This is a genomic window from Actinobaculum sp. 313 (assembly GCF_003073475.1).
Classification (GTDB): domain Bacteria; phylum Actinomycetota; class Actinomycetes; order Actinomycetales; family Actinomycetaceae; genus Asp313.
Window position 1 is genome coordinate 1,189,047 of record NZ_CP029033.1, and the last position, 26,666, is coordinate 1,215,712.

The 26,666-nt window shown below is 59.7% G+C and carries 23 protein-coding genes and 1 tRNA gene; 13 read left to right on the top strand and 11 right to left on the bottom strand.

Annotated features, from left to right (window positions below; genetic code table 11):
• Window positions 1–7: 7 nt before the first annotated feature.
• The 4 genes from rsfS to DDD63_RS05125 all read left to right on the top strand — a co-directional run bounded on the left by rsfS (window position 8) and on the right by DDD63_RS05125 (window position 3,281).
• Complete coding sequence (gene rsfS, locus DDD63_RS05110; protein ID WP_108715462.1) at window positions 8–427, top strand: ribosome silencing factor; 420 nt, start codon at window positions 8–10, stop codon at window positions 425–427.
• Window positions 424–1,068: a histidine phosphatase family protein gene (locus DDD63_RS05115; protein ID WP_108715463.1), complete on the top strand. Its 645-nt coding sequence runs from the start codon at window positions 424–426 to the stop codon at window positions 1,066–1,068. The genes rsfS and DDD63_RS05115 overlap by 4 nt, the downstream gene beginning before the upstream one ends.
• Before the next feature lie 230 nt (window positions 1,069–1,298).
• Window positions 1,299–1,371, top strand: a tRNA-Ala gene (locus DDD63_RS05120).
• A gap of 785 nt (window positions 1,372–2,156) precedes the next feature.
• A complete protein-coding gene (locus tag DDD63_RS05125; protein WP_108716660.1) occupies window positions 2,157–3,281 on the top strand; it encodes an ATP-dependent 6-phosphofructokinase in 1,125 nt (374 codons plus the stop codon).
• A 311-nt stretch (window positions 3,282–3,592) separates the two neighbouring features.
• Here the strand turns inward: DDD63_RS05125 and DDD63_RS05130 are convergent, their stop codons facing one another.
• The 3 genes from DDD63_RS05130 to DDD63_RS05140 all read right to left on the bottom strand — a co-directional run bounded on the left by DDD63_RS05130 (window position 3,593) and on the right by DDD63_RS05140 (window position 8,134).
• Window positions 3,593–6,034 (bottom strand): excinuclease ABC subunit UvrA, encoded by a 2,442-nt coding sequence (locus DDD63_RS05130; RefSeq protein ID WP_108715464.1) that lies wholly within the window; start codon window positions 6,032–6,034, stop codon window positions 3,593–3,595.
• Between the two features lie 212 nt (window positions 6,035–6,246).
• On the bottom strand, window positions 6,247–6,978 hold the full coding sequence (locus DDD63_RS05135) for an SDR family NAD(P)-dependent oxidoreductase (RefSeq protein WP_108715465.1): 732 nt from the start codon (window positions 6,976–6,978) through the stop codon (window positions 6,247–6,249).
• 298 nt (window positions 6,979–7,276) lie between these two features.
• Entirely contained in the window at window positions 7,277–8,134 is an 858-nt protein-coding gene (locus tag DDD63_RS05140) for a LysR family transcriptional regulator (protein ID WP_108715466.1), read from the bottom strand.
• Window positions 8,135–8,248: 114 nt separating this feature from the next.
• Between DDD63_RS05140 and DDD63_RS13340 the strand changes: the two genes are divergently transcribed.
• The 4 genes from DDD63_RS13340 (at window position 8,249) to DDD63_RS05155 (ending at window position 10,774) form a co-directional block, all read left to right on the top strand.
• The gene (locus DDD63_RS13340) at window positions 8,249–8,728 is read left to right on the top strand and encodes an aldo/keto reductase (protein WP_205647329.1); all 480 of its coding nucleotides are present in this window, start codon (window positions 8,249–8,251) and stop codon (window positions 8,726–8,728) included.
• Window positions 8,679–9,209 (top strand): aldo/keto reductase, encoded by a 531-nt coding sequence (locus DDD63_RS12425; protein ID WP_205647330.1) that lies wholly within the window; start codon window positions 8,679–8,681, stop codon window positions 9,207–9,209. The genes DDD63_RS13340 and DDD63_RS12425 overlap by 50 nt, the downstream gene beginning before the upstream one ends.
• Before the next feature lie 172 nt (window positions 9,210–9,381).
• On the top strand, window positions 9,382–10,260 hold the full coding sequence (locus DDD63_RS05150) for an aldo/keto reductase (protein WP_108715467.1): 879 nt from the start codon (window positions 9,382–9,384) through the stop codon (window positions 10,258–10,260).
• 226 nt (window positions 10,261–10,486) lie between these two features.
• Window positions 10,487–10,774, top strand: coding sequence for a carboxymuconolactone decarboxylase family protein (locus DDD63_RS05155; protein ID WP_108715468.1), 288 nt, complete (start codon window positions 10,487–10,489; stop codon window positions 10,772–10,774).
• Window positions 10,775–10,970: 196 nt separating this feature from the next.
• Here the strand turns inward: DDD63_RS05155 and DDD63_RS05160 are convergent, their stop codons facing one another.
• The 4 genes from DDD63_RS05160 to DDD63_RS05175 form a co-directional block, all read right to left on the bottom strand.
• Complete coding sequence (locus tag DDD63_RS05160; RefSeq protein WP_108715469.1) at window positions 10,971–12,395, bottom strand: MFS transporter; 1,425 nt, start codon at window positions 12,393–12,395, stop codon at window positions 10,971–10,973.
• 121 nt (window positions 12,396–12,516) lie between these two features.
• Window positions 12,517–14,988: a glycoside hydrolase family 3 N-terminal domain-containing protein gene (locus tag DDD63_RS05165; RefSeq protein ID WP_240611431.1), complete on the bottom strand. Its 2,472-nt coding sequence runs from the start codon at window positions 14,986–14,988 to the stop codon at window positions 12,517–12,519.
• A gap of 149 nt (window positions 14,989–15,137) precedes the next feature.
• A complete protein-coding gene (locus DDD63_RS05170) occupies window positions 15,138–16,139 on the bottom strand; it encodes an NADP-dependent oxidoreductase (RefSeq protein WP_108715470.1) in 1,002 nt (333 codons plus the stop codon).
• A complete protein-coding gene (locus DDD63_RS05175) occupies window positions 16,136–16,480 on the bottom strand; it encodes an Rrf2 family transcriptional regulator (protein ID WP_240611432.1) in 345 nt (114 codons plus the stop codon). The genes DDD63_RS05170 and DDD63_RS05175 overlap by 4 nt, the downstream gene beginning before the upstream one ends.
• A gap of 483 nt (window positions 16,481–16,963) precedes the next feature.
• Here DDD63_RS05175 and DDD63_RS13345 point away from each other — a divergent pair, with 483 nt between their 5' ends.
• Window positions 16,964–17,611, top strand: a complete 648-nt coding sequence (locus DDD63_RS13345; protein ID WP_346426235.1) for an aldo/keto reductase — start codon at window positions 16,964–16,966, stop codon at window positions 17,609–17,611.
• A gap of 50 nt (window positions 17,612–17,661) precedes the next feature.
• Window positions 17,662–17,973: an aldo/keto reductase gene (locus tag DDD63_RS13350; RefSeq protein ID WP_346426236.1), complete on the top strand. Its 312-nt coding sequence runs from the start codon at window positions 17,662–17,664 to the stop codon at window positions 17,971–17,973.
• An 810-nt stretch (window positions 17,974–18,783) separates the two neighbouring features.
• On the opposite strand, the gene DDD63_RS05185 is transcribed toward DDD63_RS13350, so the two are convergent.
• Entirely contained in the window at window positions 18,784–19,650 is an 867-nt protein-coding gene (locus DDD63_RS05185) for a Fic family protein (RefSeq protein WP_240611433.1), read from the bottom strand.
• A 587-nt stretch (window positions 19,651–20,237) separates the two neighbouring features.
• On the opposite strand from DDD63_RS05185, the gene DDD63_RS05190 reads away from it, so the two are divergent.
• Window positions 20,238–21,476, top strand: coding sequence for an ATP-binding cassette domain-containing protein (locus tag DDD63_RS05190; protein WP_108715473.1), 1,239 nt, complete (start codon window positions 20,238–20,240; stop codon window positions 21,474–21,476).
• A 207-nt stretch (window positions 21,477–21,683) separates the two neighbouring features.
• On the opposite strand, the gene DDD63_RS12430 is transcribed toward DDD63_RS05190, so the two are convergent.
• Together DDD63_RS12430 and DDD63_RS05195 are read right to left on the bottom strand one after the other, a co-directional pair.
• Window positions 21,684–21,923, bottom strand: coding sequence for a hypothetical protein (locus tag DDD63_RS12430; protein WP_205647331.1), 240 nt, complete (start codon window positions 21,921–21,923; stop codon window positions 21,684–21,686).
• The gene (locus DDD63_RS05195; RefSeq protein ID WP_205647332.1) at window positions 21,920–22,552 is read right to left on the bottom strand and encodes a LysR family transcriptional regulator; all 633 of its coding nucleotides are present in this window, start codon (window positions 22,550–22,552) and stop codon (window positions 21,920–21,922) included. The genes DDD63_RS12430 and DDD63_RS05195 overlap by 4 nt, the downstream gene beginning before the upstream one ends.
• 183 nt (window positions 22,553–22,735) lie before the next feature.
• Here DDD63_RS05195 and DDD63_RS05200 point away from each other — a divergent pair, with 183 nt between their 5' ends.
• Complete coding sequence (locus DDD63_RS05200; RefSeq protein WP_240611434.1) at window positions 22,736–23,779, top strand: alpha/beta hydrolase; 1,044 nt, start codon at window positions 22,736–22,738, stop codon at window positions 23,777–23,779.
• Window positions 23,780–24,547: 768 nt separating this feature from the next.
• On the opposite strand, the gene DDD63_RS05205 is transcribed toward DDD63_RS05200, so the two are convergent.
• On the bottom strand, window positions 24,548–25,096 hold the full coding sequence (locus tag DDD63_RS05205) for a hypothetical protein (RefSeq protein WP_108715474.1): 549 nt from the start codon (window positions 25,094–25,096) through the stop codon (window positions 24,548–24,550).
• 720 nt (window positions 25,097–25,816) lie between these two features.
• Here DDD63_RS05205 and DDD63_RS05215 point away from each other — a divergent pair.
• The gene (locus tag DDD63_RS05215; RefSeq protein ID WP_108715476.1) at window positions 25,817–26,266 is read left to right on the top strand and encodes a zinc ribbon domain-containing protein; all 450 of its coding nucleotides are present in this window, start codon (window positions 25,817–25,819) and stop codon (window positions 26,264–26,266) included.
• Window positions 26,267–26,666 lie beyond the last annotated feature (400 nt).

Sequence of the window (26,666 nt, forward strand, 5' to 3'; positions counted from 1 at the left end):
AGAGTATGTGACAGTTTCACCCCAGATAGAGGAATATGTTTGCCTGGCGGTTCGTGCCGCCGATGAGCTGAAGGCGACGAGCATTCTTGCCCTCGATGTGTCGCAAAGGCTGGTCCTCTCAGAAGTGTTCCTTGTACTGTCTGGTTCGAGTGACCGGCAAGTGCGGGCAATCGTCGACGCCGTCGAGGAACGGTTGCACACTGCTGGGCTGAAGCGGACCCGGCGGGAGGGATACGACGAGGCGCATTGGGTGCTGATTGACTACGGCGATCTGGTTGTGCACGTGCTGCAGGACGAAGACCGCGAATACTATGCGCTGGACAGGCTGTGGGCGGACTGCCCGGTTCTTGATTTAGAGGTTTCCGCAGATGATGCGTCAGTGCAGGTCGGCTCGGATTCTCATGCTGTGGTGGACGTGGCGGAATGACAGCGGAACGTATTGTGGTTTGGCGGCATGGGCAGACTGCTCTTAACGCCAGCGGGCACATTCAAGGAGCGCAGGATCACCCGCTCAACGACACGGGACGGACACAAGCACGTGAGATCGCCCCGCAGATTGCGGCTTTGAATCCTACGCGAATCGTCAGTTCACCACTTTCGCGTGCTTTTGATACCGCCCAAGAGGCGGCCGCGTTGGTGAAACTGCCCATCGAGACAGACCCGCGCTTGCGTGAGCGCTCGTTTGGTGTATGGGAAGGTTTGAATCGGGCGCAGATCCGGGAACGCTATCCCGAGCAGTTTGCGGTGTGGAATGCCGGCGGCCAACCGGAGGGCGTCGGCGTGGAGACGAAGAACGCGACCGGTATCCGCTTCGCCGCAGCAGCTGAGGAGCACGCCGCAGCGATGGAGAGGGGAACGCTGCTTATCGTTGCTCACGGCGCTGCGATTGCCTATGGAACTTGCCAGCTGTTGGGGCTGAATGCCGATGAGTGGATGGGCCTACGCGGCCTCGACAACTGCCATTGGGGCATGCTCATTGCGCAGGGGGAACGCATTCCGCGCTGGCGGCTTGTGGCATATAACCGCCTTGTGAACGACGAAGCCGTCCCCAACTTAGAAACGCAGTGACAGGCTGTGCGGAGCCGGTTGCGCGGCCGCGAGACGCGGCTAGTGGCTGGTAGTGGCGGGCGCCCGGGCAACGATCAGCGCGGACTGGAGTGGCTGCGAAATCGGCAAGGCGGCCCCACCGAACCGCTGTTGGTGGAGGTGCGGGGAAGCGTGACCTGTTTCTCAGCATGTGTTAGCCCTGTTGATTTGTGAGTGCCGCGGCAACTGAGTACTATAGTCAGAGTCCACTTGGGGCTATGGCGCAGTTGGTAGCGCGCTTCCATGGCATGGAAGAGGTCAGGGGTTCGAATCCCCTTAGCTCCACAAGGTTTGTGGCGCCGAACTCGTGGAGTTCGGCTTTTCTGCTATGTTGGCAAGGCCTTGATCCGAAGCGGGCTGAGAAGCCGGATTGTGTGGCTGGGGTGGGCGTGTTGGGTTAATGGACAGAATGTGGGTCTATTGTCGGCGTGTTGGGGTTATTTTTGGTGGTGTCCGGCCCAGCCTTTGTGTATTGAGATGCCATCTTCCGAGGGTGCTTATGCGGGGCATCGACTTAACAGCCGGATCTGTCTTGGGGTGGCTAGTGACGCAGCAAACTCAAACGATGTCTGTGGCCGGAAGAGCGATGGTTGTCAAAATCCCGTCCAAAGGCGAATCGCCCGCTTTGGTTGCACCGTGGAATCCGCGGTATTCCGCCACTTCTTATATGGAGCCAATCAACTTTTCCGTTGTTTGGACGGGATTCTGACAATCCAAGGTGAGCGCGAGCAGCTGCAGGCGCGACTGCGAACCTAATGACGGGAATGATCCCGTTGGCGCGTGGTCGGTGCCCTTCAAGTGGCGCCAACGAACACGTTCAATCTGACAACTAGATTGATCGTTGTGAAGACGCGGCGTGAGAACGTTGTACGTACCAGTAGGAGTCGTCTACGGCAATTTCGGCCTGAAATTCATTTGAAGGGGTTCCGCATGTCACTCGCCGGGGAACGTTCGGGTCATCAATTCCAGCCTGAGATTCGTGCCGTTTATGAGTCCTCCACAGTGAAAATTGGTGTAGGAAATCGGCGGTTTCCTGCGCCTGGCCCTGCGCTGTGCGGCATACTTGGGTTATGGCGACCAAACGTATAGGAATCCTCACGGCGGGCGGCGATGCCCCTGGACTCAACGCAGCAATTCGTGGCTTCGGCAAGGCAGCAATCGGTGAACACGGCTGGAAGCTGTTCGGTTTTCGCGATGGAATGCGCGGACTGGCGGAGAATCGTTTCACTGAACTCGATGCGTCGGCGCTTTCCGGCATCCTTACCACCGGCGGTACATTGCTCGGCACGAGCCGCGATAAGGTCCACCGCATGGTTGTGGATGGCGAAGTTCGCGATATGATCCCGACAATCGTCGAGAACGTTGAGAAGGACAAGCTCGACGCGCTCGTCTGTCTGGGCGGGGGAGGGACTGCGAAGAACGCGCGCCGTCTCATGGACGCGGGGATCAACGTCATCCACCTTCCGAAGACCATCGATAACGATATCGTTCACACAGATTCATCCTTCGGTTTCTCCACTGCGCTGGAGATCGCGACGGAGGCCGTGGACCGTCTGCATTCGACGGCGCATTCCCATCATCGCATCATCCTCACCGAGATCATGGGGCATCGCGCCGGGTGGCTGGCGCTTGGCGCCGGAGTTGCCGGCGGGGCCGATGTAATTCTTCTGCCCGAGGTTCCCTACTCGGTGGACTCTATTGCCGAGCGCATTGAACGGCGGCGGAAGCAGGGATCGACTTTCTCCGTCGTTGCGGTGGCGGAAGGCGCGCTGAGCATTGCCGATGCGGAAGAACTTGCCCATGCCCAAGCCCTGGTCAAGGACGCCTCAAGCCCTGAGCTCAAAGCGATGGCAAAGAAGGGAGTCAAAGCGCTCGAGGCATCGCATCGCGCCAACACCTTCACACTTGCCGAGCAATTGGAAGAAGCGACCGGTCTGGAGGCCCGCGTCACCATCTTGGGATACGTCCAGCGCGGCGGCACGCCCAATGCCGCGGACCGCCTGCTGGGTACAAGGCTCGGCGTAGCCGGGGCAAACGCCATCGCGGCCGGAAAGTTTGGCGTCATGGTGGCGGACCGCGGGCATGACACGGCTCTTGTGCCGCTTAAGGATGTGGCCGGCAAGGTGAAGTACGTGCCGCGTGACCATGAGTGGATCAAGGCGGCCCGGGCAGTCGGTACGGCGCTGGGCGACTAAGACCTGCGGCTAAGAGATCATCGGGATGCCAGCAGATGCAAGCGGGCGCTCGGTACAGCCTTGGGCGACTAAGACCTGCGGCTAAGAGATCATCGGGATGCCAGCAGATGCAAGCGGGCGCTCGGTACAGCCTTGGGCGACTAAGACCTGCGGCTAGGATCCGCAGGGCCGAACCTGCATTCCCGGCCGCGAATCCGACTGCCCGCTGCGGGATCGGGCAGCTCGCCGGGAGCCGGGGCTGGCGACGGCCAGTGAGACAGCGGCAGCCTGCTGCGCGCCAAGGGTGGCGTACGGGCTTCCGGTGTTTGGGCTCAGCTAGCCCGGTCGCCTCTCCAGTCGCCTGCAAGCGGTCCTTCCAGGTATCGCGCCAGGTATTGGCCGGTGAGAGTTGACCGGGACTGGACAAGATCGTGCGGCGTGCCAGTGAAAACAACCGTCCCGCCCTCCTTTCCGGCCCCAGGTCCAAGGTCTATGATCCAGTCGGCATGCGCCATAACCGCTTGGTTATGCTCGATAACGACGACGGTACGGCCGTCGTCGACAATCTGATCCAGAAGCTGTAAGAGACCTGCAATATCGGCGAGGTGGAGGCCGATGGTTGGCTCGTCGAGCACGATCACGGCGGCTTCCTCCCCGAGCTGTGCGGCGAGTCGGAGGCGTTGGCGTTCCCCACCGGAGAGACTGGATAGAGGCTGGCCCAGGAGCAGGTACCCGAGTCCGACGGCGCGCATCCGTTCGAGGATTCGTACCGCAGAAGCAACTCTGGTTTCCTTCACCGAGAAGAGCGCGTGGGCGTCGTCTACGGATAGTGCCAGCACATCGGCAATGCTCAGCCCGCCGAAGCGATACTGCAGCACCTCCTGGGAGTACCGCCGCCCTTGACATGCTTCGCATACGGTTGTGACCGTCTCCATGAAGCCGAGTTCGGTGTCCACCACACCTGTTCCGGAGCAAACGGGGCATGCGCCGACGGAATTGGCTGAAAAGAGGGAGGGTTTAACGCCCGCCGCCTTGGCGAAGGCCTTGCGGATAGGGTCGAGCAGGCCGGTCCATGTGGCGGGGCTGGAGCGCCGCGATCCCTTCAAAACCGTTTGATCGAGGGTTACCACGCCATCGAGCGGGGAGAGACTGCCGTGGATGAGGCTGGACTTGCCCGAACCGGCCACACCCGTGACGACGGTGAGAACTCCTTGCGGGATATCCACGTCGACCCGTTGAAGGTTGTTGGTTGTGGCAGCGCGGATAGGAATATACCCGTGAGCAGTGCGAACAGTGGTTTTCAGTGCTGCTCGGTCGGCCAGATGACGGCCGGTCAGCGTGTTGCTATCTCGCAGTGCCTCGAGCGTGCCTTCGAAAACAATTCGACCCCCGTCATGTCCGGCCCCCGGGCCGAGATCGACGATGCGGTCCGCGATGGCGATGATTTCCGGCCGGTGTTCGACCACGAGAACCGTGTTGCCCTTGTCCCGCAGCGACAGCAGAAGCTTGCCCAGTGCGGCAAGATCATGCGGATGGAGGCCAATGCTCGGTTCGTCGAAGACGTAGGTGACATCGGTGAGAGCGGAGCCCAGGTGGCGTGCGAGTCTCATACGCTGCGTCTCTCCGCCGGAGAGGGTCGAGGTTGGCCTGTCCAGACTGAGGTATCCAAGGCCGATCTGCACGAATGCGTCAAGCATTTCTGCGAGGTGCTCAAGTAGCGTCGCGGCCCCCTCGATACCATCGACCTTTACTGTCTGAGCGGTGGGGCCCGATGGGTTCACTGCGGCGTCGTGCAGGTCGTGTATCCACCCGGCAAGGTCACTGAGCTGCATGGCACACGCCTGTGCGATGGTGAGACCGGCAATGCTTGCTGTGCGGGCATGTTCCGCGAGCCGTGTCCCGTCGCATTCGGGGCAATTGCGAAACGCCACTGCCCGTTCAACAAAGGCTCGCATATGTGCTTGTAATGATGCGGGATCCTTGGAAAGCACGGAGGAACGCAGCCGGGGGATAAGGCCCTCGTAGGTGATGTTATGCGACGATATGCGAATCTTCGTCGGTTCCTTGTAGAGGAAATCATCGAGCTGCTTCGCGGTGAAAGTCTTAATCGGCTTGTCGGCGGGGAAGAGACCCGTTTCGGCGAAGGCTTTAACGTAGTATCCGTCGGCGGTGTAGCCCGGAACTTTAATCGCTCCTTCTGCCAGCGAAAGATTCTCGTCGTACACGGCTGTGAGGTCGATCTCCGACACCGAGCCGGTGCCCTCGCAGCGCGGGCACATACCGCCTTGAACTGAGAAATGCCTGTGTTCGGTGACGGTGCGCCCGTTCTTCTCTGTTTTGATGGCACCTCCACCGCTTACTGAGGGGACGTTAAAGGCGAAGGCCTGCGGTGGGCCAACGTGCGGTGTGGACAGGCGCGAGTAGAGGAGGCGCAGTGAGCTGTTGATGTCGCTGGCGGTGCCGAGCGTGGAGCGGGTATTCGCGGGGAGGCGGTCTTGCGAGACGATGATGGCAGGTGTCAGACCTTCCAACCGGTCGACGTCGGGTCGAGCGGATGACGGCATGAAGTTCTGAACGAAACTCGAATAGGTCTCATTGATGAGCCTGCGTGACTCCGCCGCAATAGTCGCGAACACCAGTGAAGACTTACCCGATCCCGACACGCCGGTGAACACGGTGAGGCGGCGTTTTGGAAGCGTGAGGCCGATGTTGCGGAGGTTGTTTTCGCGTGCGCCGGTGACGGTGATGGCATCGTGGAGTGGGGCGGCAGTCATCTTCGTGCTCTCGTTTGAACCACCGTGCCCCTCGCAAGGGGCATTGGTGCGCTCGGTCAAGCTGTCGTTCCCTTCAGGAGAGCCGCTGGCGACCCCGTCCCCGTGGCTCCTCTGCTCGGCTCGGTGGCTCTTCTGCTTGGCAGGGCCCTGATCGTGGGAGGATATCGCGTTCACCGGACGATCATATCTAATGCGGCATGCGCGCCGGGGGACTACCCCAATGGCACTCCGCTATATGTGGCGAGGGCATCGACCAACTGCTCCTGGAACGCCGTATCGCGTGTAGCGGGATGCGGTTCAAGAATTTCCTGATGGAACCAATGCTCACCGGTGACCTGAGCGGAGGGCATGTCGCTGGTGGCGAGCCATACCTGCGTGACGTGCCCCAGGCGAAGGTCGTCGGTCGCATCCTGGCTGCCCATTCGAGTGGGGACCCAGCCGGGCCGTACGGTATTGGCAAGAACCTCGGGCCGCATCCGCGCCACATAAAAGGCCAACGCCGTGACCAGGAGTTTCGTATCGGAGTACGTGCGGGTTGCGCGGGTGTCGGACCAGTCGATCCCGCTGAGATCGGCGCGGCCGCCGGTGTGCATCCCGCTACTGAGGTAAACAAGGCGTTCCGGCCTATCAATGAGTGCCGTCAGAACATACGGGGCGACGACATTTGCCGGAAGGAGCGCACGGCCATCGATGATTCCGGCATTGTGGATGACTGCGTCCATCTGACCGAGCCTGTTCACGTCATCGGCAAGTCTGGTGACTTCCTCGAGTTCGGCAAGATCGCCGCCGACGACGTCGGCACCACGATCCATAAGATCGGTGAGACTCCGCGCACGTTTCGCAGTGCGTGCATGAACGACGACGTCATGGTCGGCGTCGAGTAGCTCAGCGGCGGCATTTCGCCCGAGCTCCTGGGTCGAACCGGTGATGAAGATGCGGGACATCAAGACTTCTGACTGGTTTGCCGACCCTGGCGGAAGGGGCCGAGGCACGTGTGGGTAGGAATGACCGTCTCTGGAAGGGGAGACCACCGCCCATATGGGCCGCCGAAGCCTCGCTGTTTCCTCCGTCACATTCACGAGAGGCATATGGCATGCTGAGAAGAAGCATATGGCACGCTCGGGCGAAGCATTTGGCACGCTCGCCAAAAGGCTTGGCTCGGCGGCAACGCTTGCATCCCAACGCTGCAATGATCGCATCTGACGCGGTGATGGTCTTTACCCAACACGGTGACGTTTTTGCTCAATTGTGCCGGGATTCGGATTGGGCTGCTACCCACTCGAAGAGCCGGACGGCTTCGCGCGGGCCGTCTCCACGGACGAGCAGATGGTACGTTGCACGGGAAATCTCGTCGGGCAGGGGCAGCACCACGCCCGAGGTCGTATCGGTGAGGAAGACGGCGTCGGTGGTAAAACTCAACAACCCGGAGGTGGGAACAAGTTGCTGGAACACTGAGAAGTCCTCTTGCAGGATCAGCGTCGAATGTGGCAGGGCCATCTGCACCCGCTCCAGCCAGCATCCGACCCCCGCATACAGCAGGAAGGTCTCACCATCTAGGTCGTCGCGGGTCAGTGTTTTCTGCGCGGCGAGGCGGTGGCTCTCAGGTACGAGAACCGATAGTTGTTCGCTCATGAGCGGGACTGAGTTGATGGCCGGATAATGCAACGGTTGTAAGGAGATCGCCAGATCAATCTCGGCGCTGATAAGGCGCCGCTCCACATCACTTTGGCCGATGGTCTGGGAAGAGAGAAGCAGACCGGGGAAGCGCTCCACAGCAAGAGCGGTGAGACGCCACAGAGGCGCCGGGGCGACCGTTCCGACCGTCAGGGTCTGGGCGCGATTCGCCAGCTCGTTGAGCGCGGCGCGCATGAGACGCTCCTCCCGCAGGATCGAGTGGACGTATTCGAGTGCGGTGGCACCGGCCCTGTTCAGAGAGATGCTGCGCCCGTGCCTGTCAAAGAGAGCTATGCCGAGGTCCTTCTCCAGCCGTGCTAGTGAACGGCTGAGGGCGCTCTGGGACATGATCAATTCGTCCGCAGCGGCGCTCACCGTGCCGAATTCCGCCACCGCCTCCAACTGACGCAATTGTTCGAAGTTCATCGCCCAGTCCTTATGTGGATTGTGCATAAGCAGATGTCTAACATGCATTGTAAATAAAGGATTTGACCTGCGAGACTTATGTGTAACGAACGTAAAAGGCGTGCAGGCGCGCCGATGGGCGTGGATACACCGGCAAGCGATCCATGGCTCAAGACGCAACAGAACACGGTGCCCGAGGGCAGGCGCCAGCGGGGCACCGAAGATGAGGAGGAGGGCAACATGCTCGAGTTCACCATGAACGACGGACGGCGTATCCCGGCTGTCGGTTACGGCGTATTTCTGATGACGCCCGCCGAGGTCGAGGCGCATCTGCCAGAGGCTTTTGCTGTGGGGTACCGGCATATCGACACAGCGAATGCCTATTTCAATGAGAAGGCGGTTGGCCGCGCCGTTCGCGCCAGCGGAATCCCGCGCGAAGAGCTGTTCATCACCACCAAACTCTTCCCGCAGAGCTACCCACTTGAGCAGTGCCGGGCGGATATTGATGCCACGCTGCGGCGTCTGGATATGGACTACATTGATCTTCTGCTGCTGCATCAGCCCTATGGCGAGCGAGTACACGCAGGCGTGGAAGGCCATGGAAGAGGCGGTTGAGGCTGGGAAGGTTCGCTCCATCGGCCTATCGAACTTCCCACAGCGCAAGCTGCAGGAGATTATGGACATTGCGAACATTGTGCCGGCGGTAGTGCAGGTTGAGATGCATCCCTACTGGAACCAGCATGCGATGAAGCAGCTCTTGGCGGATAAGGGTGTTGTGTTCGAGGCGTGGTACCCGCTCGGGCATGGCGATGCCACTTTATTGGCTGAACCCGTGTTTGCGCGTCTGGGGGAGAAGTACGGAAAGACGCCGGCGCAGACCATCTTGCGTTGGCACCTTCAGCAAGGCAACGTGATTTTTCCGAAGACGCTCAATCTTGCACACATGGCGGAGAACATTGACCTGTTCGATTTCGAATTGGCGGATGCCGAGATGGCCGAGATTGCAGAGCTCCCTCAAAAGCCGTACTACGTCATTCCGGAAGACGCGCCAGATTTCACCAAAACAGTCAATGACTATGACGCCATGCAGGACTAAGCACATCGGAACAAGGTCGCGGTTCTGGCGGCTGTGCTGTATGGCGCTTTCGCGGCAAGAGCGCGGGGTACGAAAGGTGCTCTCGGCCGTGGAGAACCACGCAGACACCCGCGGCCGCGCGATCCACAAACTATGCAGGTGGCGACACCTGCAGGCGCATGAAAGAAGAGCAATGCTGTACACAACACTGAATAATGGCGTTGAAATGCCCATGCTCGGCTACGGAGTCTTTCAGACCCCGCCCGATGAGACCGAGCGGTGCGTGACCGAGGCACTGGAAGTCGGTTATCGGCTTATCGACACGGCTCAGGCCTACGCCAATGAAGAGGGAGTCGGTGCCGCTTTCGCAAAGAGTGGTCTTGCACGGGACGAAGTGTTCATTACATCCAAGATCTGGGTGTCCAATATGAACTATGAACGTGCCGCCGCTTCGATTGATGAATCGTTGAAGAAACTCGGCACTGATCATATCGATCTGATGCTGCTCCACCAGGCGATGGGTGACTATCCCGGTGCGTATCGCGCGATGGAGGATGCATACAAAGCGGGCAAACTGCGCGCAATCGGGCTTTCCAACTTCTATCCCGAGCGGTTGATTGATGTCGCGACTCTGGCAGAGGTTCTGCCAGCCGTCAATCAGATCGAAACCCACCCGTTCCGGCAGGAGGACGCTGCTCATGAAGTGATGGCGAACCTTGGGGTTCAGCACGAGGCATGGGCGCCCTTTGCCGAGGGCCAGAACAACATCTTCACTAATCCGGTGCTGGCTGAGATTGGCGCCAAGTACGGAAAGAAGCCGGGCCAGGTAACCCTGCGCGCGCTGATACAGAAGGGCGTCGTCGTCATCCCGAAGTCAACGCATCGCGACCGTATGGAGGAGAATTTCAACGTGTTCGACTTCGAGCTGACCGATGAGGACCTCGCCGCTTTCCAGACGCTCGACGATGGCACATTCCCGCGCACCTTCGACCACTACGATCCGAAGGTCGTGCAATGGCTGCTCGGCGATCTCGTCAAGAAGCAGCAGCTGGGCGGCGGTAGTCTGTACTGACAGTACATGTGCGCGTGTCGGGTGATACAGGTGGTGTGTCCTCCGTCTGACAGTGGCACCTCCGCAATTGAGCGCGGCATGCCCATAGCTGAGCGTGGCACGCCCACAGCTGAGCGCGGCACGCACACAGTTGACACCGCATGACAGCGGCTCGTTGAGTTTTGCATTGATAGGAGAATGACAGACGGCAAAGAAGCAAACAGTCGGCCGCGATAATTTAGGAACCTTGGCCCCGCAATTTGCGGCCCTTAACGACGACGTTCTTTTCGCGCAGGTATGGGCACGTGAGGACGAGCTCAGCGCCCGTGATCGTTCCATGATCACGATTGCCGCACTGTTTTCGGTCGGCCTGTATCCACAACTGCGCGCGCATCTTGAGCTTGGAAAGGCGCATGGGATCACCAGGGAGGAAGCCGTTGAGATCGTGACGCAGTTGGCCTTTTGCTGTGGCTGGCCGAAAGCCTGGAGCACGTTCCCGATGATCGCGGAAATCTGGGGCGACGACGCTGCCTGAGGCGCAGGTACGCCGTCCGGACGTGAAGCGCCGCTACGCCGTACGGCCCCGGCAGACCCCGAGGTTCGAGCGCTGCCCCACGGTGCGGCCGCCGTACCCAAGCACGCCGGGCCCGACACTGGCTGCTGGTCCCGCGCGAGAGGAAAGCCTTCTAATGCGGCTCAGATTAACGTGAGTCTAACGCACAAAACCGAGGTCAGCTCTCCAGGACACTGCGCACCTGTTCGTCTGGCCGCCGACGCGTGAGCACGGGACGGAGCAGCAGATAGGTGTCAAATAGGATGAGCATAGCCAGAGCCGCCACGAGGAAACTCACTTCCGCCCCATTGCTCAAACGGCTCGCGTAGGTATTTCCCGGCAGAGTGAATGAGCGGTAAGCGATGATTGTGAACAGTGCGGTACCCGCAGAGCCGGTGATTTGCTGGATGGTGTTGTTTAGGGATGAACCGTCCGGGTATTGCTCAGGCTCCAGGCTCTTCAAGGAGTTGGATGTCAGCGCGGTCATCGCGAACGGGAGACCCAGGGCATACACGACGCAGAATATGGCGAAGGAGGCCTTGCCGAGATCCCAGTACATTGTTGCGGCCACGCCCAGATAGCCGACGGTGCAGACGGCTAGGCCGTAGGGAACAATGCGCGTACCGAAGCGATCATAGGCAATTCCCGCCATGAGGTTGGCGATAGCAGTTGCGACACCGCTGGGAAGGATGAGCAGCCCCGCCTGGGAAGCGCTCATGCCCCACGTGTCCTGCAGGAAGAGCGGTGCGACAAGGATGGTACCAAATAGTATTGTCTGCAAGACGCCGACCAAGACGATGGAGGCGCGGTACTGACGGTTCGCGAAGATTCGCACGTTGAGCAGTGGGCGCTCTAAGCGGAGTTGGCGCCGCGAGTACACGATAAGTGCTATAACGCCGACGCCTGCCGGCACTAATGTGGTCGGCGCGGTAAAGCCCGCGGAGGCGGCATTGCCAACCGCGTATACCACACCGCCGAAGCCGAGTATGGAGAAGATGACGGAGCGCATGTCGAGAGTGGTCTGCCGTGCTTCGATTGTGTCTGGTAGGAAAATGCTCAGGGCGATGATAAGAAGGATGAGTATCGGAATAATGACGTAGAACAGCCATGGCAGGCCGAAAGAGGTGAGGATGACTCCCGCAAAAGTGGGGGAGAGCGCCGGTGCTGCCATAAGTACGAACATCATGACGCCGTTGTAGGTGCCGAGCCTGTTCTTCGGTGCCAAGGTGATAATCACTGCCATCATCACCGGAGTGAAGAAGGAGCAGCCAAGGGCCTGAATCAGCCGTCCTGCCAGCAGTATGCCGAAGTTCGGAGCAAAAGCGGAGACAAGAAGGCCGAAGAGCAGCACGGTGAGCGCGCCGAGTACGGTTTTGCGAGATCCGAAGCGGCCCATCGCGAAGGCAGACAACGGCATGAAGGTACCGGTAATAAGCATGTACCCGGTGGTCAACCACTGGGCGCTTGTAACCTCGATGCCATAGATTTTTGAGATGGCGATAAGGGCGATGTTCATCTCGGCTTCGTTGAAGATGCAGACGAAGCCCGCGAGCACGAGGAGCGCGATGGTCGGCAGAGGCGACCTGGTTGTGGATACTGACATGTTCTTACAAAACGTGCGGTGATGATGCTAGACGATTGACGGCTCCGGATTGGCTGGATTCACGGCCCGGGTTGCCCGGAGCGGTGTGTATTGACTATTGGGCAATCCACCACTCATACCTCTACCTTAGCCTGCGAACTATTCGTACTATGCGTGCGGCTTGCTTCTCTAGTTCCTCGCGGGTGAGAGATACTCTCTGCTCCTTGCCCCGCTGTTCCTCACCACTGTGAGCTTTGCCGCCGGGCGCAGCATTGCCAGTGTGAAGAGCTGCCAGCAAGTTCTGCCGGTCATTCTCGCAGCCGGGCATAAACAACTCGTTACCGGCCTTTATGGTGGCCGCGGCGATTGCGCGCGGATACCTCTGATCTGTGCGCGCCATAGAGTCGATAACCCAGTCGGTCATAACAAGGCCCTTGTAGCCCCACTCCTGGCGGAGAAGTGTTTCCAGCAAGGCGGAAGACTCGGAGGTATGAACTCCATTGATGAGGTTGTAGGAGGTCATCAGGCCATGCGGCTGGTCTGTACGGATCGTAATCTCAAAACTTCGCAGGTAGAGTTCGCGCGCAGCACGCTCCGACACATGGCTGCACGAGTGTAGGCGGTTGGCTTCTTGATTGTTGCAAGCGAAGTGCTTGATGGTTACTCCGCGCCCTGGATGGGCCTGCACGCCGCGCGCTATTGCAGCGGCCACCTGGCCAGATAGCAGTGGATCCTCGGAGAAGTACTCGAAGTTACGACCGCACAAGATTGAACGGTGCAGATTCACTGCCGGAGCCAACCAGAGGTGTACACCGAAGTGTTCCATTTCCGCGCCTACAATGTCGCCGAGTTTCTCGGCCAGTGTCAGGTTCCAGGTTTGCGCGATGGCCGTACCGATGGGAAGAGCGGTGGTGTACTGCTCGTAGGACCGCTGCGGCCGCCGGGGTGCGGTCTCGCCCGCCTGTGCTGGTGCATCATCTTCCCGTAACTCGGCATACAGGCCGCCGAGCGCGGGGCGCAGAGCAAAGCGACCATCCGCATCTTCACCCACTTCCGGTGCCAAGCGCAGTCCGGCGGGTCCGTCGGCAAGAATAAGCGAGGGGAGACCAGGGATCGCGGTCGTTGTCTGTCCGGCCGCGCCGATAAGGGTTTGTGAGGCCTGCCCGATGACGGATTGCTTCATGGCAGAGTCGCCGTAGTCACCAAGAACCAGATGACAGAGCTCATCGTCGGATAACCCGCTGACGTGGTCGAGCGCATCGGCAAGGTCTACGGGCTCGCAAGCGTCCGCGCGGCGGAGATCGGCGGCCGTGACAAGTACTCGCGGTACCTGGTTGTATGCGGGGCGCGGTGCCGCGTATTGCGGTGACGTGAAATCTGTGAATCCGGGATCGGCCAGTACCTGATGTACCCTGCGAACCGTAGCGGTTTCGGAGAGCTCGACGACGGCGCACACCTCCGTGTCGCGGCTAGACGTGCCGACGCGAATCACATATTCACCGGCTTCGAGAACCATGGCCACTGCCGCCGCATCGTAAGATGCGAGGTCGGCGAGGTCGAAGGTGACGGTGACCCGCTCGGTGCTGCCGGCCGATATCTCATCGGTTTTTGCAAAGCCTGCCAAGACTTGGTGCGGCTGGTCGAGCCTGCCGTTGGGTGCGCTGACGTACACTTGTACAACTTCCTTGCCCGCGTGTTCGCCCGTATTGGTAACGGCCGCCTGCACGCTGACCAGCGAGTGGTCCGAAGATACTGCGCGCACCTCGACGTCGAAGGTGGTGTATCCGAGTCCGAAACCGAAGGGGAAAAGCGGTGCGACACCAACCGAGTCGAAGTAGCGATATCCGACGTAGATGCCTTCGCGGTAGTACGTGTCGTCTGGATCGCCGAAGTTGCCGATGGAGGGGTAATCTTCCCACGCAGTCCAGGTGGTTGAGAGTTTTCCGGAGGGATAGCTCCTGCCGAGCAGGACGTCGGCAAAAGCATCACCAATACTGGCACCAAGCTGTGAGAGAAGGAGGATATTGGGTACGTGGCTCACCGGGCTGAGGTCGACGACGCCTCCCACATTCAGAACCAGTAGGAACCTCTCAAACTGGGCGGCAAGAACCTGAATATCCCTGATTTCGGAATGCGTGAGGAGTACGTCGCCGCGCTGCGCCACCCGGTCGTTGCCCTCACCCGACTCGCGGGAGACCACGTACACCGCGGCGTCGCCCGTGCCTGCAAGCGGCAGATCATACTCCGGCGCGGCTTCGACGGCGCCCATGCCGAACTCCGGTGCCGGAATACCGGCCTGCGCGGCACGCCTCTTCAAATCTGCGACGAAGCGGCGGTGATGCGCGGCGGCGACGTCGTCGTAGGCATCGAGCCACGGCTTGGTTGTCAGCACGAAACCGGCATTCTCCAGCCCTTCTTCAATGGTGACAACGTGGCGAGAATTGACGTCGCCCGAACCGCTGCCGCCTTTGACAGTGCGACGCGCCCCCGCGCCGTACAAAGCGAGCCTGCCCGGGTGGGAGAGAGGGAAGGATCCGTCGGACTTCAGAAGGACCATCGATTCGGGGGCATTGACTCGGACTACCGCGAGATGGTCGATCTCGTATTGGTTCACCTATCGTACCCGTCTACTTGTGTTGACATTGTTTCCCCCGGTGATGTGGTGAGCAAGCGGTCGCATGCTGTCGGGCACATGCGCACCATTCATCACCGGGGCAACACCGAGTCTAGTCATTTGCCGGGCGGCGAGTTGTGCGTCGAGTATCAAGGGACCAAGACGAGCTTACCCGCAGCGCCGCCGGCGTCTACACGAGTCAGGGCCTCCGCAGCTTCTTCCAGTGGCAGAACGTCACCTATATGGGCTTTGACACCGCGACCGGCAAGAACCTTGACCGCCTGTTCCAACTGTTCGCCGTCGGAATGTACGTAGACGAATCGGTATCGCTGCTTTCGGGCTGCGGCTGCCCGGTCGAAGCACATTCCTGCCACAGTGAACAGAGCCCGCTTGAGGTGCCCGTACGCTTCCCGGCGTGCGAACTCACGGTTAGGACCGCCTCGCAGCGACACCAGGGTTCCACCCTCGCGCATGATTCCCAGTTGGCGTTTGACTTCTTTGCCGCCGAGACCATCGATAACGAAGTCGACATCTCGGAGCACTTGCGTGTAGTCCTGAGTGCGATAGTCGATGAACTGTTCCGCGCCTAAGGCGAGAATACGTGGTTCGTGCCGAGCATTACCCGATGTGATAACGCGTAACCCGCGATCTGCAGCCAGCGGAATAATCGTTGCGCCCAGGCTACCGGTGCCGCCGGAGATAAACACCGTGTTGCCAGGGCGTGCTCCATGCAAGAGGTCCAAAGCCTGCGCTGCTGTTAACGCGGTCAGTGATAGGGAAGCGGCCTCTTGGAAGTTGTAATCATCGGGGATCGGTGCCAGCGCGTTTTCGTCTACCGCTGCGTACTGCGCGAACGCTCCGATACGATTAACCGGCATTCGGCACATGACGCGTTGGCCGACCTGCACGCGGGTCACCTCCGCCCCGACCGCTTCCACCTCGCCGGCCAGCTCGTTACCCAAGATGAGCGGAGTTCGGTATCTGGCGAGGAGCTGAACCTCCTTGCGTGCGATCATCGTGTCAACAGGATTGACACCCGCGGCACGCACGCGCACCAGGGCATCTCTCGGTGCGACTTTCGGTTCGCGGACATCGTCCACCTGAACGGCGTAGGGCGCCTTTCCATAGTGGATCAGAACAGCCGCCTTCATTCGTTTCCTCCCGGCTCTAGTTGAGCTATTTCGTCTGGATGTAATCGCGCGCGCATGCTGCCGATGCAGTCGTGAAGCGACTGCGACGCCAAGGCGCATCGGAGGGCGTCTTCGGCATGTGCCATGACTTCGGAAAGTACCGGCGTGATGTGCCGCCCCACAATGCAGTCATCGTTGGGATTGCGGTGTAGATCCATCACGCGAAGGGGTTCGCCGCAGGCGGCGTCATGAATTGCCAGCAGCGTGGCATCACGGGGTGCCATAGCCATCTCGTATCCCGGCGAACCGCTGCGTGAGGTAACGATGCCGGATTGGACCAGACCTGCCATTACCTTGCGCACATAGCTAGCGTTGACTTCCGCGCTAGTAGCAATGCGGGCGGAGGTTATGGGCTATCTGCCGCGGATGCTTGCGAAATCAGCATCAGTCCGTGGACGGCAACGGAGAATCGGGTATCCCTAGCAACTTCCTGTGCTAGCAAATGATACAGCTTCATGTTCTGGTGTGGTGCCGTGTTCATGTTCTGGTGCGGCGTCGTTCTCAGGTTCCGATACGGCATCGTTTGCCGCGATGACCGAGCGGGGTCTGGTTGAGACGGCCTGACACTGGCACACTAGAACTTGTTGGACGCTGGCGCTGCCATGGATCGTTTCTTTCTCACGGATGAAGGAACGACGACGGCGAGACTCGTATCCGCAGATGTGGGCAGATTCCGCTAGGGCTATGTGCTACCTCTTGGCCGGAGTGTTTGTATCTGCGGATGTGCGGAGGCGCTGGCACACCTCCGGTAGCCGTCCAGACGATAAGGAACGGAAGACGTAGACATGCAATACACCAAACTAGGAACGACGGATATCACCATCTCGAAACTCTGCATCGGTGGGATGAGCTTCGGGCGAGTCTTCGAGGACTTCCACCAGTGGGTCATCGACCAGCCGACGACGCAGGCGGTGATCGCCCGCGCGTTGGAACTCGGCATCAACTTCATCGACACGGCCAATGTGTACGCCCACGGTACCAGTGAGGAGTTCATAGGAGAATCACTTAAGAAGCTCGGGGTAAAACGCGAGGACGTAGTACTTGCCTCGAAGGTGTATTTCAACGAGGGGAACCTCTCCCGTGCCGCGATTACCCGAGAGATCGATGGAACACTGGCCCGCTTGGGCACCGATTACCTCGATCTGTACATCATCCATCGCTTCGACTATGGCACTCCGATCGAGGAGACGATGGAGACCCTCGACTCGTTGGTCCAGGCAGGCAGGGTTCGTGCGCTCGGAGCGTCGGCCATGTACGCCTATCAGCTCCACAATATGCAGGTGGTGGCGCATGAAAACGGCTGGACGAAGTTCGCCAGCATGCAGAATCATTATAACTTGCTGTACCGGGAGGACGAACGAGAAATGATCCCTGTGTGCCAGCAATATGGTATGTCGCTCACCCCGTACAGTCCCTCGCTTCGGGGCATTTGACGCGACCGACATGGGATTCTGATTCGCTTCGGTCAACCACGGACGGCACCATGCGTAGGAAGTATGATCGCGATCGGGAGACGGGTATTCCGATTGTTGGGCGGGTGGCAGAAGTTTCCGAACGGTACGGCGTCGCCATGTCCGATGTAGCTTTGGCCTGGCACTGGGGCAAAGGCGTTGCCGCTCCCATCGTCGGGTGCTCGCGCCCGAGCAGGGTTGACGATGCTGTGCGAGCGTTGGATCTCAAACTGTCCGACGACGACGTCGCCTATCTGGAGGAGCTATACGTACCGCATGAACTGGTCGGGCCGCTTGCCCGTCCGGGAGACAAACCGCTTCCTGGAGCCGCTGTTAGAAGGTGACGCGGGTCGGCGGTGAAGCGGGTCGATGGTGAAGACGCGTGCGCTGTGGGGCCTCCGCTCCGGGGCGGGGTGCCGCGCGCGAGTCAATGCGCCGGGTACTGACCGGGGAAGATAGTTGCGGGCTGGCACGCTCGGCCATCGAGCGGGGGCCGGATGTGGGTGGTGGGTCCATTTGGCGACTATGGATTTGCTCCGTGTGTTTTGGCGTGGTCCGAGTTCTTCACGGGAGTGCGTGAATAACCCGGAGTGGATCCATAGCCGACCGAAGAGGGAACCTGGTGCCAGCGAATTCATGCCTGATTAAGCTCCGAGTGCGTTCCTGCGCCATGGTGGAGAGGTTGCCTTCTCGTGTTTTGAGTAGGGTCACGGTTCGCTCCATGTGGAAGTTGGTGATTATCGCGCTGAAGGTCTTGCCGGTGCTGTTCTAAATGAGTCGGCTGAGATCGGAAGGTGAGTAGCCGAAAAGAGCGGCCGTCTCCGCCAAGGTTGCGTGGTGGTAGTTGACGCCAAGACAGTCAAGAACGGCCACAATCAGGTTGTTTGGAGCGCCGGGCAGCTGTAACGGTGATCGGTGCCATCATCGACGTGGCACCGGCAGCAATTCTGCTTCTCGCGTTGCTTCCCCTCGTCAAATACAGGCTTGACCAGCCGACGATGGACCGGATAACGGTAACTCATTGCGCGGCGTCAAGGAGAGCCTGTGAAGGAGGCGGTTGCCCTTTGACCGCAGGATCGGGTTGCCTGTCAATGGGGTGGGCTCGTGTCAGCGCCTCCCGCCGCCGGGCAATTCCAAAGCTGCGGGGACCGGGATTAGCCATCTGGTCGGCGGACGCGCCACCAGCCAGATCGTGCGCTTCCCTCCCGACTTAATTGGCCGGCGGCTCGCAGCTCAGCTATGAGTCGCTCGGCCGTCCGCTGCGAACAACCGAGTTGTACCGCCAAGGCACGTACGGTCAGGTGCGGGTCATCGCGGAGCAGCCCGAGTATTCGCTGCCGTCGATTCTGCAGTGGGTGTGGCTCAATGTAGGGGAGTAGTGCGTCGCGGATCGCCTCGAGCGCGAAGACGACAAAACTCTCGCAAGACCCCGCTTGATTTGATGTGGCAATGGTCCGGTAGTACTCCTCTTGGCGTGCATGGATAACGGTTTCGACCGGCAGCCATGCAAGCGGAGCCCGCCAGTGTGACAGTAGCAGCGTATGCCAAAGGCGCCCAGTGCGCCCGTTACCGTCGGTGAACGGATGAATAGACTCAAACTCGTAATGGAAAAGGCACGAGGCGAGAAGTGGGTGAAGGTCTGTCGAACTCAGCCAGGAGAACAGGTTCCGTATGGTATCCGGCACGTATTTTGCTGGGGTGCCGGGATGGATCAGCTTGCCGTCTTTGAAGACTCCCGCGTTACCAGCCCGGAACTGCCCGGCATCGGGAATCAGTCCGTCCATGAGTATGGCGTGTGCCTGTAGGAGGTCCGCCGGGGAGTAAGGGTCAAAAGAACTCATGTGTGTGTAAGCACGGTTGGCGTTCTCAACCTCACGAATATCCGATGGCGGTCCGAGTACCCGCTCACCGTTGATGATTGCGGTGACGTCTTGGTGCGACAGCGAGTTCCCTTCAATGAGGAGCGAAGAGTGAATTGTTTGGATTCGCGTCTCGCGGCGAAGATGAGGGTTGGTGCTCAAACGGGGGTCTGGGCCCAATCTTCCAATCAACTCGGCGATGTCCATGCATAGGCTGTCGATCTGTGCGGTATGTATGAATGGCTGTGAATAGCCCATGGTTGCCCCTTCGAGAGATCTCGATCACCGTCAAAGTTTACCGCCAATGGCGGTGAAGTGCAGACCGCACTATGGTGATGGGTGGCGCCGCTAGTGTCCGCGGCGTTTTGGCATTGTTGGCATTTTGGCATCGTCGGACCTGCCGCGTTCCGAGGGCCGCGATCCCCGTTACCGTGCCGATAGGTGCCAGCAGTGCCGTTGCGCCCAGGTAATGGTGTTGTGGTGGTGCAAGAACTCGCGTAGGGTGAACTCCAGGTATAGCCGAGCGCCTTTGGCAAGCGTCGGCGAGCGAAAGGATCAGGTGCATGACAGACTAGCGATGCCTCACAAGCACCCACGCGAAACAACCGCACGAGGCCATGCCCCGGGTGCCGCATCGCTCATGTCCGCACAACTTCATGACACAGTTGCGTGTCTCCGCCGTCGTCCGGCATATGCGGCAGTGATGCGGGATTGCCGCACCGCGTGGCCTCCGAGTACAAGGAGGCGCAATGCAGCTCAACCTTTCCGAACTTGAATTTACCTACCCTGGCGCGAGTACACCGATCCTCGCCGGGATTACTGTGAGCTTTCCGCAAGGATGGACCGGAATAATCGGTGACAATGGCTGTGGTAAGACAACGCTCGCGCGTATTGCCTGCCGGGAGCTTGAGGCCGACGTCGGCGTCGTCGTACCGGACTTGTTGGCATACTACTGTGCGCAGGATGCGACGGAGCTGCCTAAACTCTTGGAAGACTTCGCTTATGCGTACGATGCGCGCACACTTCGTATTCGGCGGGAACTCGAGATCGAGGACGACTGGGCGTGGCGATATGAGACCTTGTCCGGCGGTCAGCGGAAGATGACACAGATAGCATGCGCTCTGTGGAGCGCGCCGGATGTATTGGTGCTCGACGAACCGACAAATCATGTTGATGCTTCTGCGCGTGCGGCCATCGGCCGTGTGTTCGGGAGTTTCGGCGGTATCGGGATCCTCATTTCACACGACAGGGAATTGCTTGATGCCCTGTGTTCGCAATGTCTGTTGATGGGATCGGGAGGAGCCGTGTTGCGGCCCGGCGGGTACTCGGATGCCACCGCGCAAGCGGAGTTGGAGGCCCTAACCCTGCTGCGGCAGCGGGACACGGCAAGACGTGAGCAGAAACGCATCGCCCGGGAAGCGCAGCGACGGCGTGAGGAGGCGTCGCGTACCGCTTCGCGGCGTAGTGGGCGCAATATCGCCACCCGTGATAACGACGCTCGCTTTCGGCTGCGTCAGACCATAGTGAGCGGGAAAGACGGGGTGGCAGGACGGCTTTCGGCAAGAATGGAGGCGCGGCTTGAGCGGGCCAATACGGAGGTGGAAGGGATCCGCTTAGAAAAGCACTACGACGCTGAGGTGTGGGTCGACTCCCGCCCTAGCAGGCGGCCTGTCGCGCTCGAGTTGCCGCAACAGGATCTAGCACTGGGTGAATCGAAAATCCTGCGCACACCCCCGCTACATATCGGTCATCGTGAGCATATTGCGCTGGTGGGAGATAACGGTAGCGGTAAGACGACGTTAGTGAAGGCTTTGCTGGGCCCGCGAACCGATGGAAGTGTGGTGCGTTCACCGTCTGAGAATAGCGTGCCGGAGCACGGACGTTTCCTCTACCACGATGCACCGTTGATTTCGGCGACGACGTCGATCACGTGGAGGATCAAGCCGGAAACGGAGGGCGCGCTGCGATTAGTGGTGGAGGGCGCTTGAGAGTGCGGATGCGGCCCGGCGGATGCGGCCTGAGAGTGCGGATGCGGTCCATGGGGCAACGATGCGACTTTCCGCATGTTACTGCTACCTTCGCTACGCACTACATCGCTCATCGAGATGCCGACGATGCGACCTCCGCATGGCATTTCTACCTTTCCGCTGGGTGCGCTGTGCGCGTGGAATCGTCCCCATACACTTCTTCCGTCCTCATCGTGCTGCGCACCTGCTCCAGAAAACGTTCGGCAATGGGGAGAAGACCTGCCCTTTTCGCCAGATGAGGTACACGGGTGACGTCAACGTGGGCGATAGGGGGCGGAAGACTAGATCACTAGTGGGGCCGGTATCGACAAGCCGATCAAACGTGAGCAAATAGCCGAGGCCCTCACGCGCGAAAACCGATCCGTTATAGGCGAGGCGAAATGTTCCTTCGAGGTGGAGTTCCTTCATGCGCTTTCCCGCCCAGCGCGGTATATCGCTGGCCCAGGACTGCTCGGAACAGAACAGGGGAGCCCTGCGAGGTCATCGATAGTGAGCGCGCTCGAGCGAGCGAGTGGGTCGTCCCGGCGCATAACAACACCCCACAAGTCGGCAGCCGGCAGCCGCAGCACGTCATATCTTGTGGCGTCGGGTTCTTCCACCAGAGCGGCGAAGTCCAGCACACCGCGATCCAGTTTCTCAGTGACCTGCTCGGTGTCTCCGCTGGTGATGTGGTAGCGAAGTCCGGGGTGGTTTGCCTTGAGCCGACGGATCGCACCGGCAATAAGGCGAATCTGGAAGGACTCAGCGAGACCGAGATGAAGGTCTCCGCCGGTGATGTCCCGTAAGGCGGCGAATTCAGTTTCGATTCGATCGGCTAGGCGTATAAGGTCGTCGGCGCGGTCGCGTAGTAGCCGTCCTTCGTCGGTAAGTTCGATGCTGAAGGAGTGCCGGATGAACAGTTTCTGCCCGAGCTCTCGTTCGAGGGCTTTGAGTTGTTTGGAGAGCGTTGGCTGTGAGACACCCAGTATTTCAGCGGCACGGGTCATGTTGCTGTCGTGTGCGACGGCCGCGAAATAGCGCAAGGTCCGTATCTTCATGTGATATTCGTCTCCCATCGCTCCGCAGAGTTAGACAAACTCGATGATATGCACATCAAGAATAACTGACATGCACGTTAGGCATTGGTGGAATATCGGCGGAGTGGATAGTTTCAATAGCAGGAATCCGCGCGAGCGATCAACCGCCTAGGTGTCGCGCGCATCCTCTGGAAAGGAGAGGACATGACGAACGAATCTCTTGAGTTGACCAACGAGTGGGACAAGGTCTTTCCGGCCTCGGTGGAGGTCGGCCACGAAAGGGTTACTTTCCACAATCGATTCGGTATCACTCTGGCGGCCGACCTCTACACGCCGAAAGGGGTATCGGGGCCACGGCCAGCGTTGGCGGTGTCCGGCCCGTTCGGTGCGGTCAAGGAGCAGTCCAGCGGCTTATACGCCCAAAAGATGGCCGAGTACGGCTTCTTGGCCATCGCCTTCGATCCCAGTTTCACGGGTGAGTCCGGCGGCACGCCGCGCTACATGAATTCGCCGGATATTAATATCGAGGATTTCCAGGCCGCCGTCGATTACCTTTCCGTGCGCGACGACGTCGATGCGGACAATATCGGCATCATTGGCATTTGCGGTTGGGGAGGAATGGCGTTGGCCGCCGCTGCGGCAGATCCACGCATTAAGGCGACGGTCGTCTCCACTATGTATGACCTGAGTCGGGTGGCGGCCAATGGCTACTTCGACTCGGCGGACTCCGCTGAGGCCCGCAATCAGATGCGCGCATCCGTGGCGGCCCAGCGCACTGCCAGCTACCGGGTTGGCACCTACGCCATGGCGGGTGGCGTGGTGGACCCGCTTCCCGACGATGCGCCGCAGTTCGTCAAGGACTATTACGACTATTACAAGACGCCGCGCGGCTACCACCCGCGCTCGCTGAACTCGAATGACGGGTGGACTGTTATTGGCGGGTCGTCGCTAATGAATGCCACGCTGTTGGGCTACATTGAGGAAATCGAGAACGCTGTGATGATTGTGCATGGGGAAGAGGCGCACTCGTTCTATATGGGCAAGGATGCCTTCGCTCGGCTCCAGGGGACAACAAGGTGTTCGTTCCTATCCCTGGCGCCTCCCATACCGATCTGTACGACGGCGGTGGGAAGAACGCCATCCCATGGGATCAGATCGCTGAGTTCTTCGCGCTGCATTTGTGCTGACCGCGACGAACTCGGTCCGCATGCCCGGCGGATGGGGAAGCCTCGCAATTTCTTTATCTAGTGGTCTCTCACCGGTCCCCACGCCGATGAGGGCGCGGGGACCGCCGTCTAATCCGTATGAACATGGCGGCACCTGGGCACAGCGCGGTCCCGTGCCCTGCAAGGTGGCGGTCGGGATGGCAGCGTCTCTTGTGTGCACAGTTGGACCTGGTCCAACCGGAGGAGATCGCTGACCATTGCCAGCCCACCCCGCGTGGCTGAACTGTGGGTGCCACGCGCATGGGGAGATCGGTGCGCGTCCGCTATGTGGGAGTCTGCGTAGCGCGTCTATGGTGTGAGTTGCCGGTGCGCGTCCGCTATGCGGGAGTTTGGTAGTGGGGAATGAAGGGCGGATGTCAAAATCCCGTCCAAACGACGGAAGACTTGAATGTCTCCATTGAAGGAGTGGCGGAATTTCGCGGATCTTGTGGCTTGGCTCTGCTGCGTGATGCTCGTTTGGACGGGATTTTGACACGCCACCGGCAGTCGAAGGGAAGGACAAGGGCAAAGGTCGTCCAAAATTGATGTGGCACCCTCAATCCACGAACATCGACTTTGCCCACGCTAGGGGCGGTGCTGTATTCACCGTCTTGGCGACGGCGCCGTTGACGGTAGAGGCCAGCAAAGAGTGAGCACAGCCCGACAACTGCGAGCACTGCGCCAGCCTCCCACGATCCTCTGCCCGTTGTAGCAACAAGTATCAGTAAGGTCACCCCAGCTGCCAGAAGCGCGACTCCGAGTTTTGTCAACCAGCTGGTATCGGGGGAATATGATGTCCAACTCATGGTGATCACAGTGCCGAGCAGCTCTTGTTTATGACCTTATAGCCAAACGGCTGAGCCCATGCTCGCATTTTAATCTCGGCACATTGTCTTCCCTTCGGGCCTGTCTTGTCAGCTAGATACCAGCCAAGGGCAGATCCAAGTGCCGAGCAGGCGACGCCACCGATCACGCCACCGCCAGCAAGCGTACACAGACCACCTGCGGCTCCGCCCCATCCGACGCTACTTCCGAAGTTCCAGTCTCTTGGTGTCAGGTAAATGTATAAGTAGCGTCCAACGCCCACATGGAACTGCGGGGAAGCGGTACCTCCAGTTTGATCATCAGAGACGACTTTCCATCGGATCCCGTTTGTCTCGTGCATAACGCCATCGGCTGGCACGGTCTCGCTCTTCCTGAAGATCTCATCTAGGTCTGACTCTTGATCCTGGACTTGCGCGACTACTGTTGTGGTACCTCGCATGCCGGTTGTCTTCTCGGACGGGGTGGCGGCGGCCGCCGAACCAAGAGCGAGTGAGGCCGCCAGAAGCGATCCGAGAAGTGTTAGTCCTCTTCTCATGGTTCCGTTCTCCCTTTCGAACTTCGTTGTAAGAAAAGAGGCACGCCAAATGCATGACGTGCCTCTGAAGAATATTATATGGCTTGTCGTTTCCTCCCTGTCAAGGTTTGGGTTATAGGTCATTTTGTGTTGTTGGGGTTAGTCCCGGGTGCTGTGGTAGGGGTGGAGTTCGTGGAATCCGAACCCGCCGAGGCTCCTGGCCGCCGCAGCTATGGGCGCCCAGTCGTCCTGGGCACTGGTGGGGCGGAGCATTTGGCATCCGTGGAGCGGCACAACGTCGACGAGGAGAGAAGTGCCGTCGGAGCTTCGCACAGACAGCTGAATCATCTACGGGCATAACCTCTCATGTGAGAAGCGTTTGCGGGCAGGGCATCGCGTTGGCAAGCGATGGAGCCCAATAGCCAGTGCAGAAATGACACAAAGCGGTGTATCGCGGAGGTCTGCTAGCCGGCGCGCGGACTTACGGCGGGCACTGTCAGCTGGGGCCTGGACCGAAGTCAGCGAACTCGAGGATGCGCTAGCTGGGCTTTCAGGTGGGGACTTGAAGGCACTCGCCCGCGACCGTGAAGGCACTCGTGTTTCGGTCGTGTCGCTGGCAGAAGCAACAGATTTCCGTCTCATCGCTGGCAGAAGCAACAGACGGTTGCTTGACGGCGCGGCGGTAACTGTGCTCTGGCTATACCAGGTCCGCCCGAAGGAGCGGCTGACAAGGAGGTTGAAATGTCTATTGGAGAAGCGATTGCGAAGGCGCGGACTGTCCGCGGGATGACCCAGAGCGATCTGGCCGATGAGGTCATGGTGACGCGGCAGGCGGTATCGCGATGGGAGACCGGTGCGACCACGCCGGGTGTCGATATGTGTAAATTATTGGCAAGAGCGTTGGACGTGCCGGTTACGACGCTTCTTGGGCTTCCGCCAGCGCCAAACTGCCAGAGCTGTGGCATGCCCATCCCGAAGCCGGAGCAGCATGGTGCCGAAGCCGATGGAACCCTCTCGCAGGATTACTGCGCCTGGTGCTACCAGGACGGCACTTTCGTCGGTGAAGAGACCATGGATGGGCTGATTGAGTTCAGCGCGCCTTATATGGCCGAAAGTACTGGAATCACAAACGACGAAGCCATCTCATATATGACGGCGGTACTACCGCATTTGCGCCGCTGGAAACAGTAGTGATGCGGGGGCGGCGTTTCGGCGTCGGCCCCCACAACAGTCCAACTGACACGACGATGTCGACAGTGTGACGGTCGGCGTCTCGGCGTCGGCCCCCACAACAGTCCAACTCGCACAGTGGAAACGGTCCAACTCACGCAATGAAAATCGTCCAACTCACGCAATGAAAACAGTCCAACTCACCCAATGAGGTACGCTTTTCCTTGAGTTACCAGTTGTATGTGACTGGAGGAGGGACGGTGACTACGCGCTACATGAGTCGCGTCCCAGATGACGCATTAGCGGCTCTTCTTGCACACAGCGGAGCTGTTCAGGTCAGGGGGCCCAAATGGTGTGGAAAGACGGCGACCTGCTCGCAAGTCGCGGCAAGCGCCATTTACCTTCAGGATCCCGATCGTAG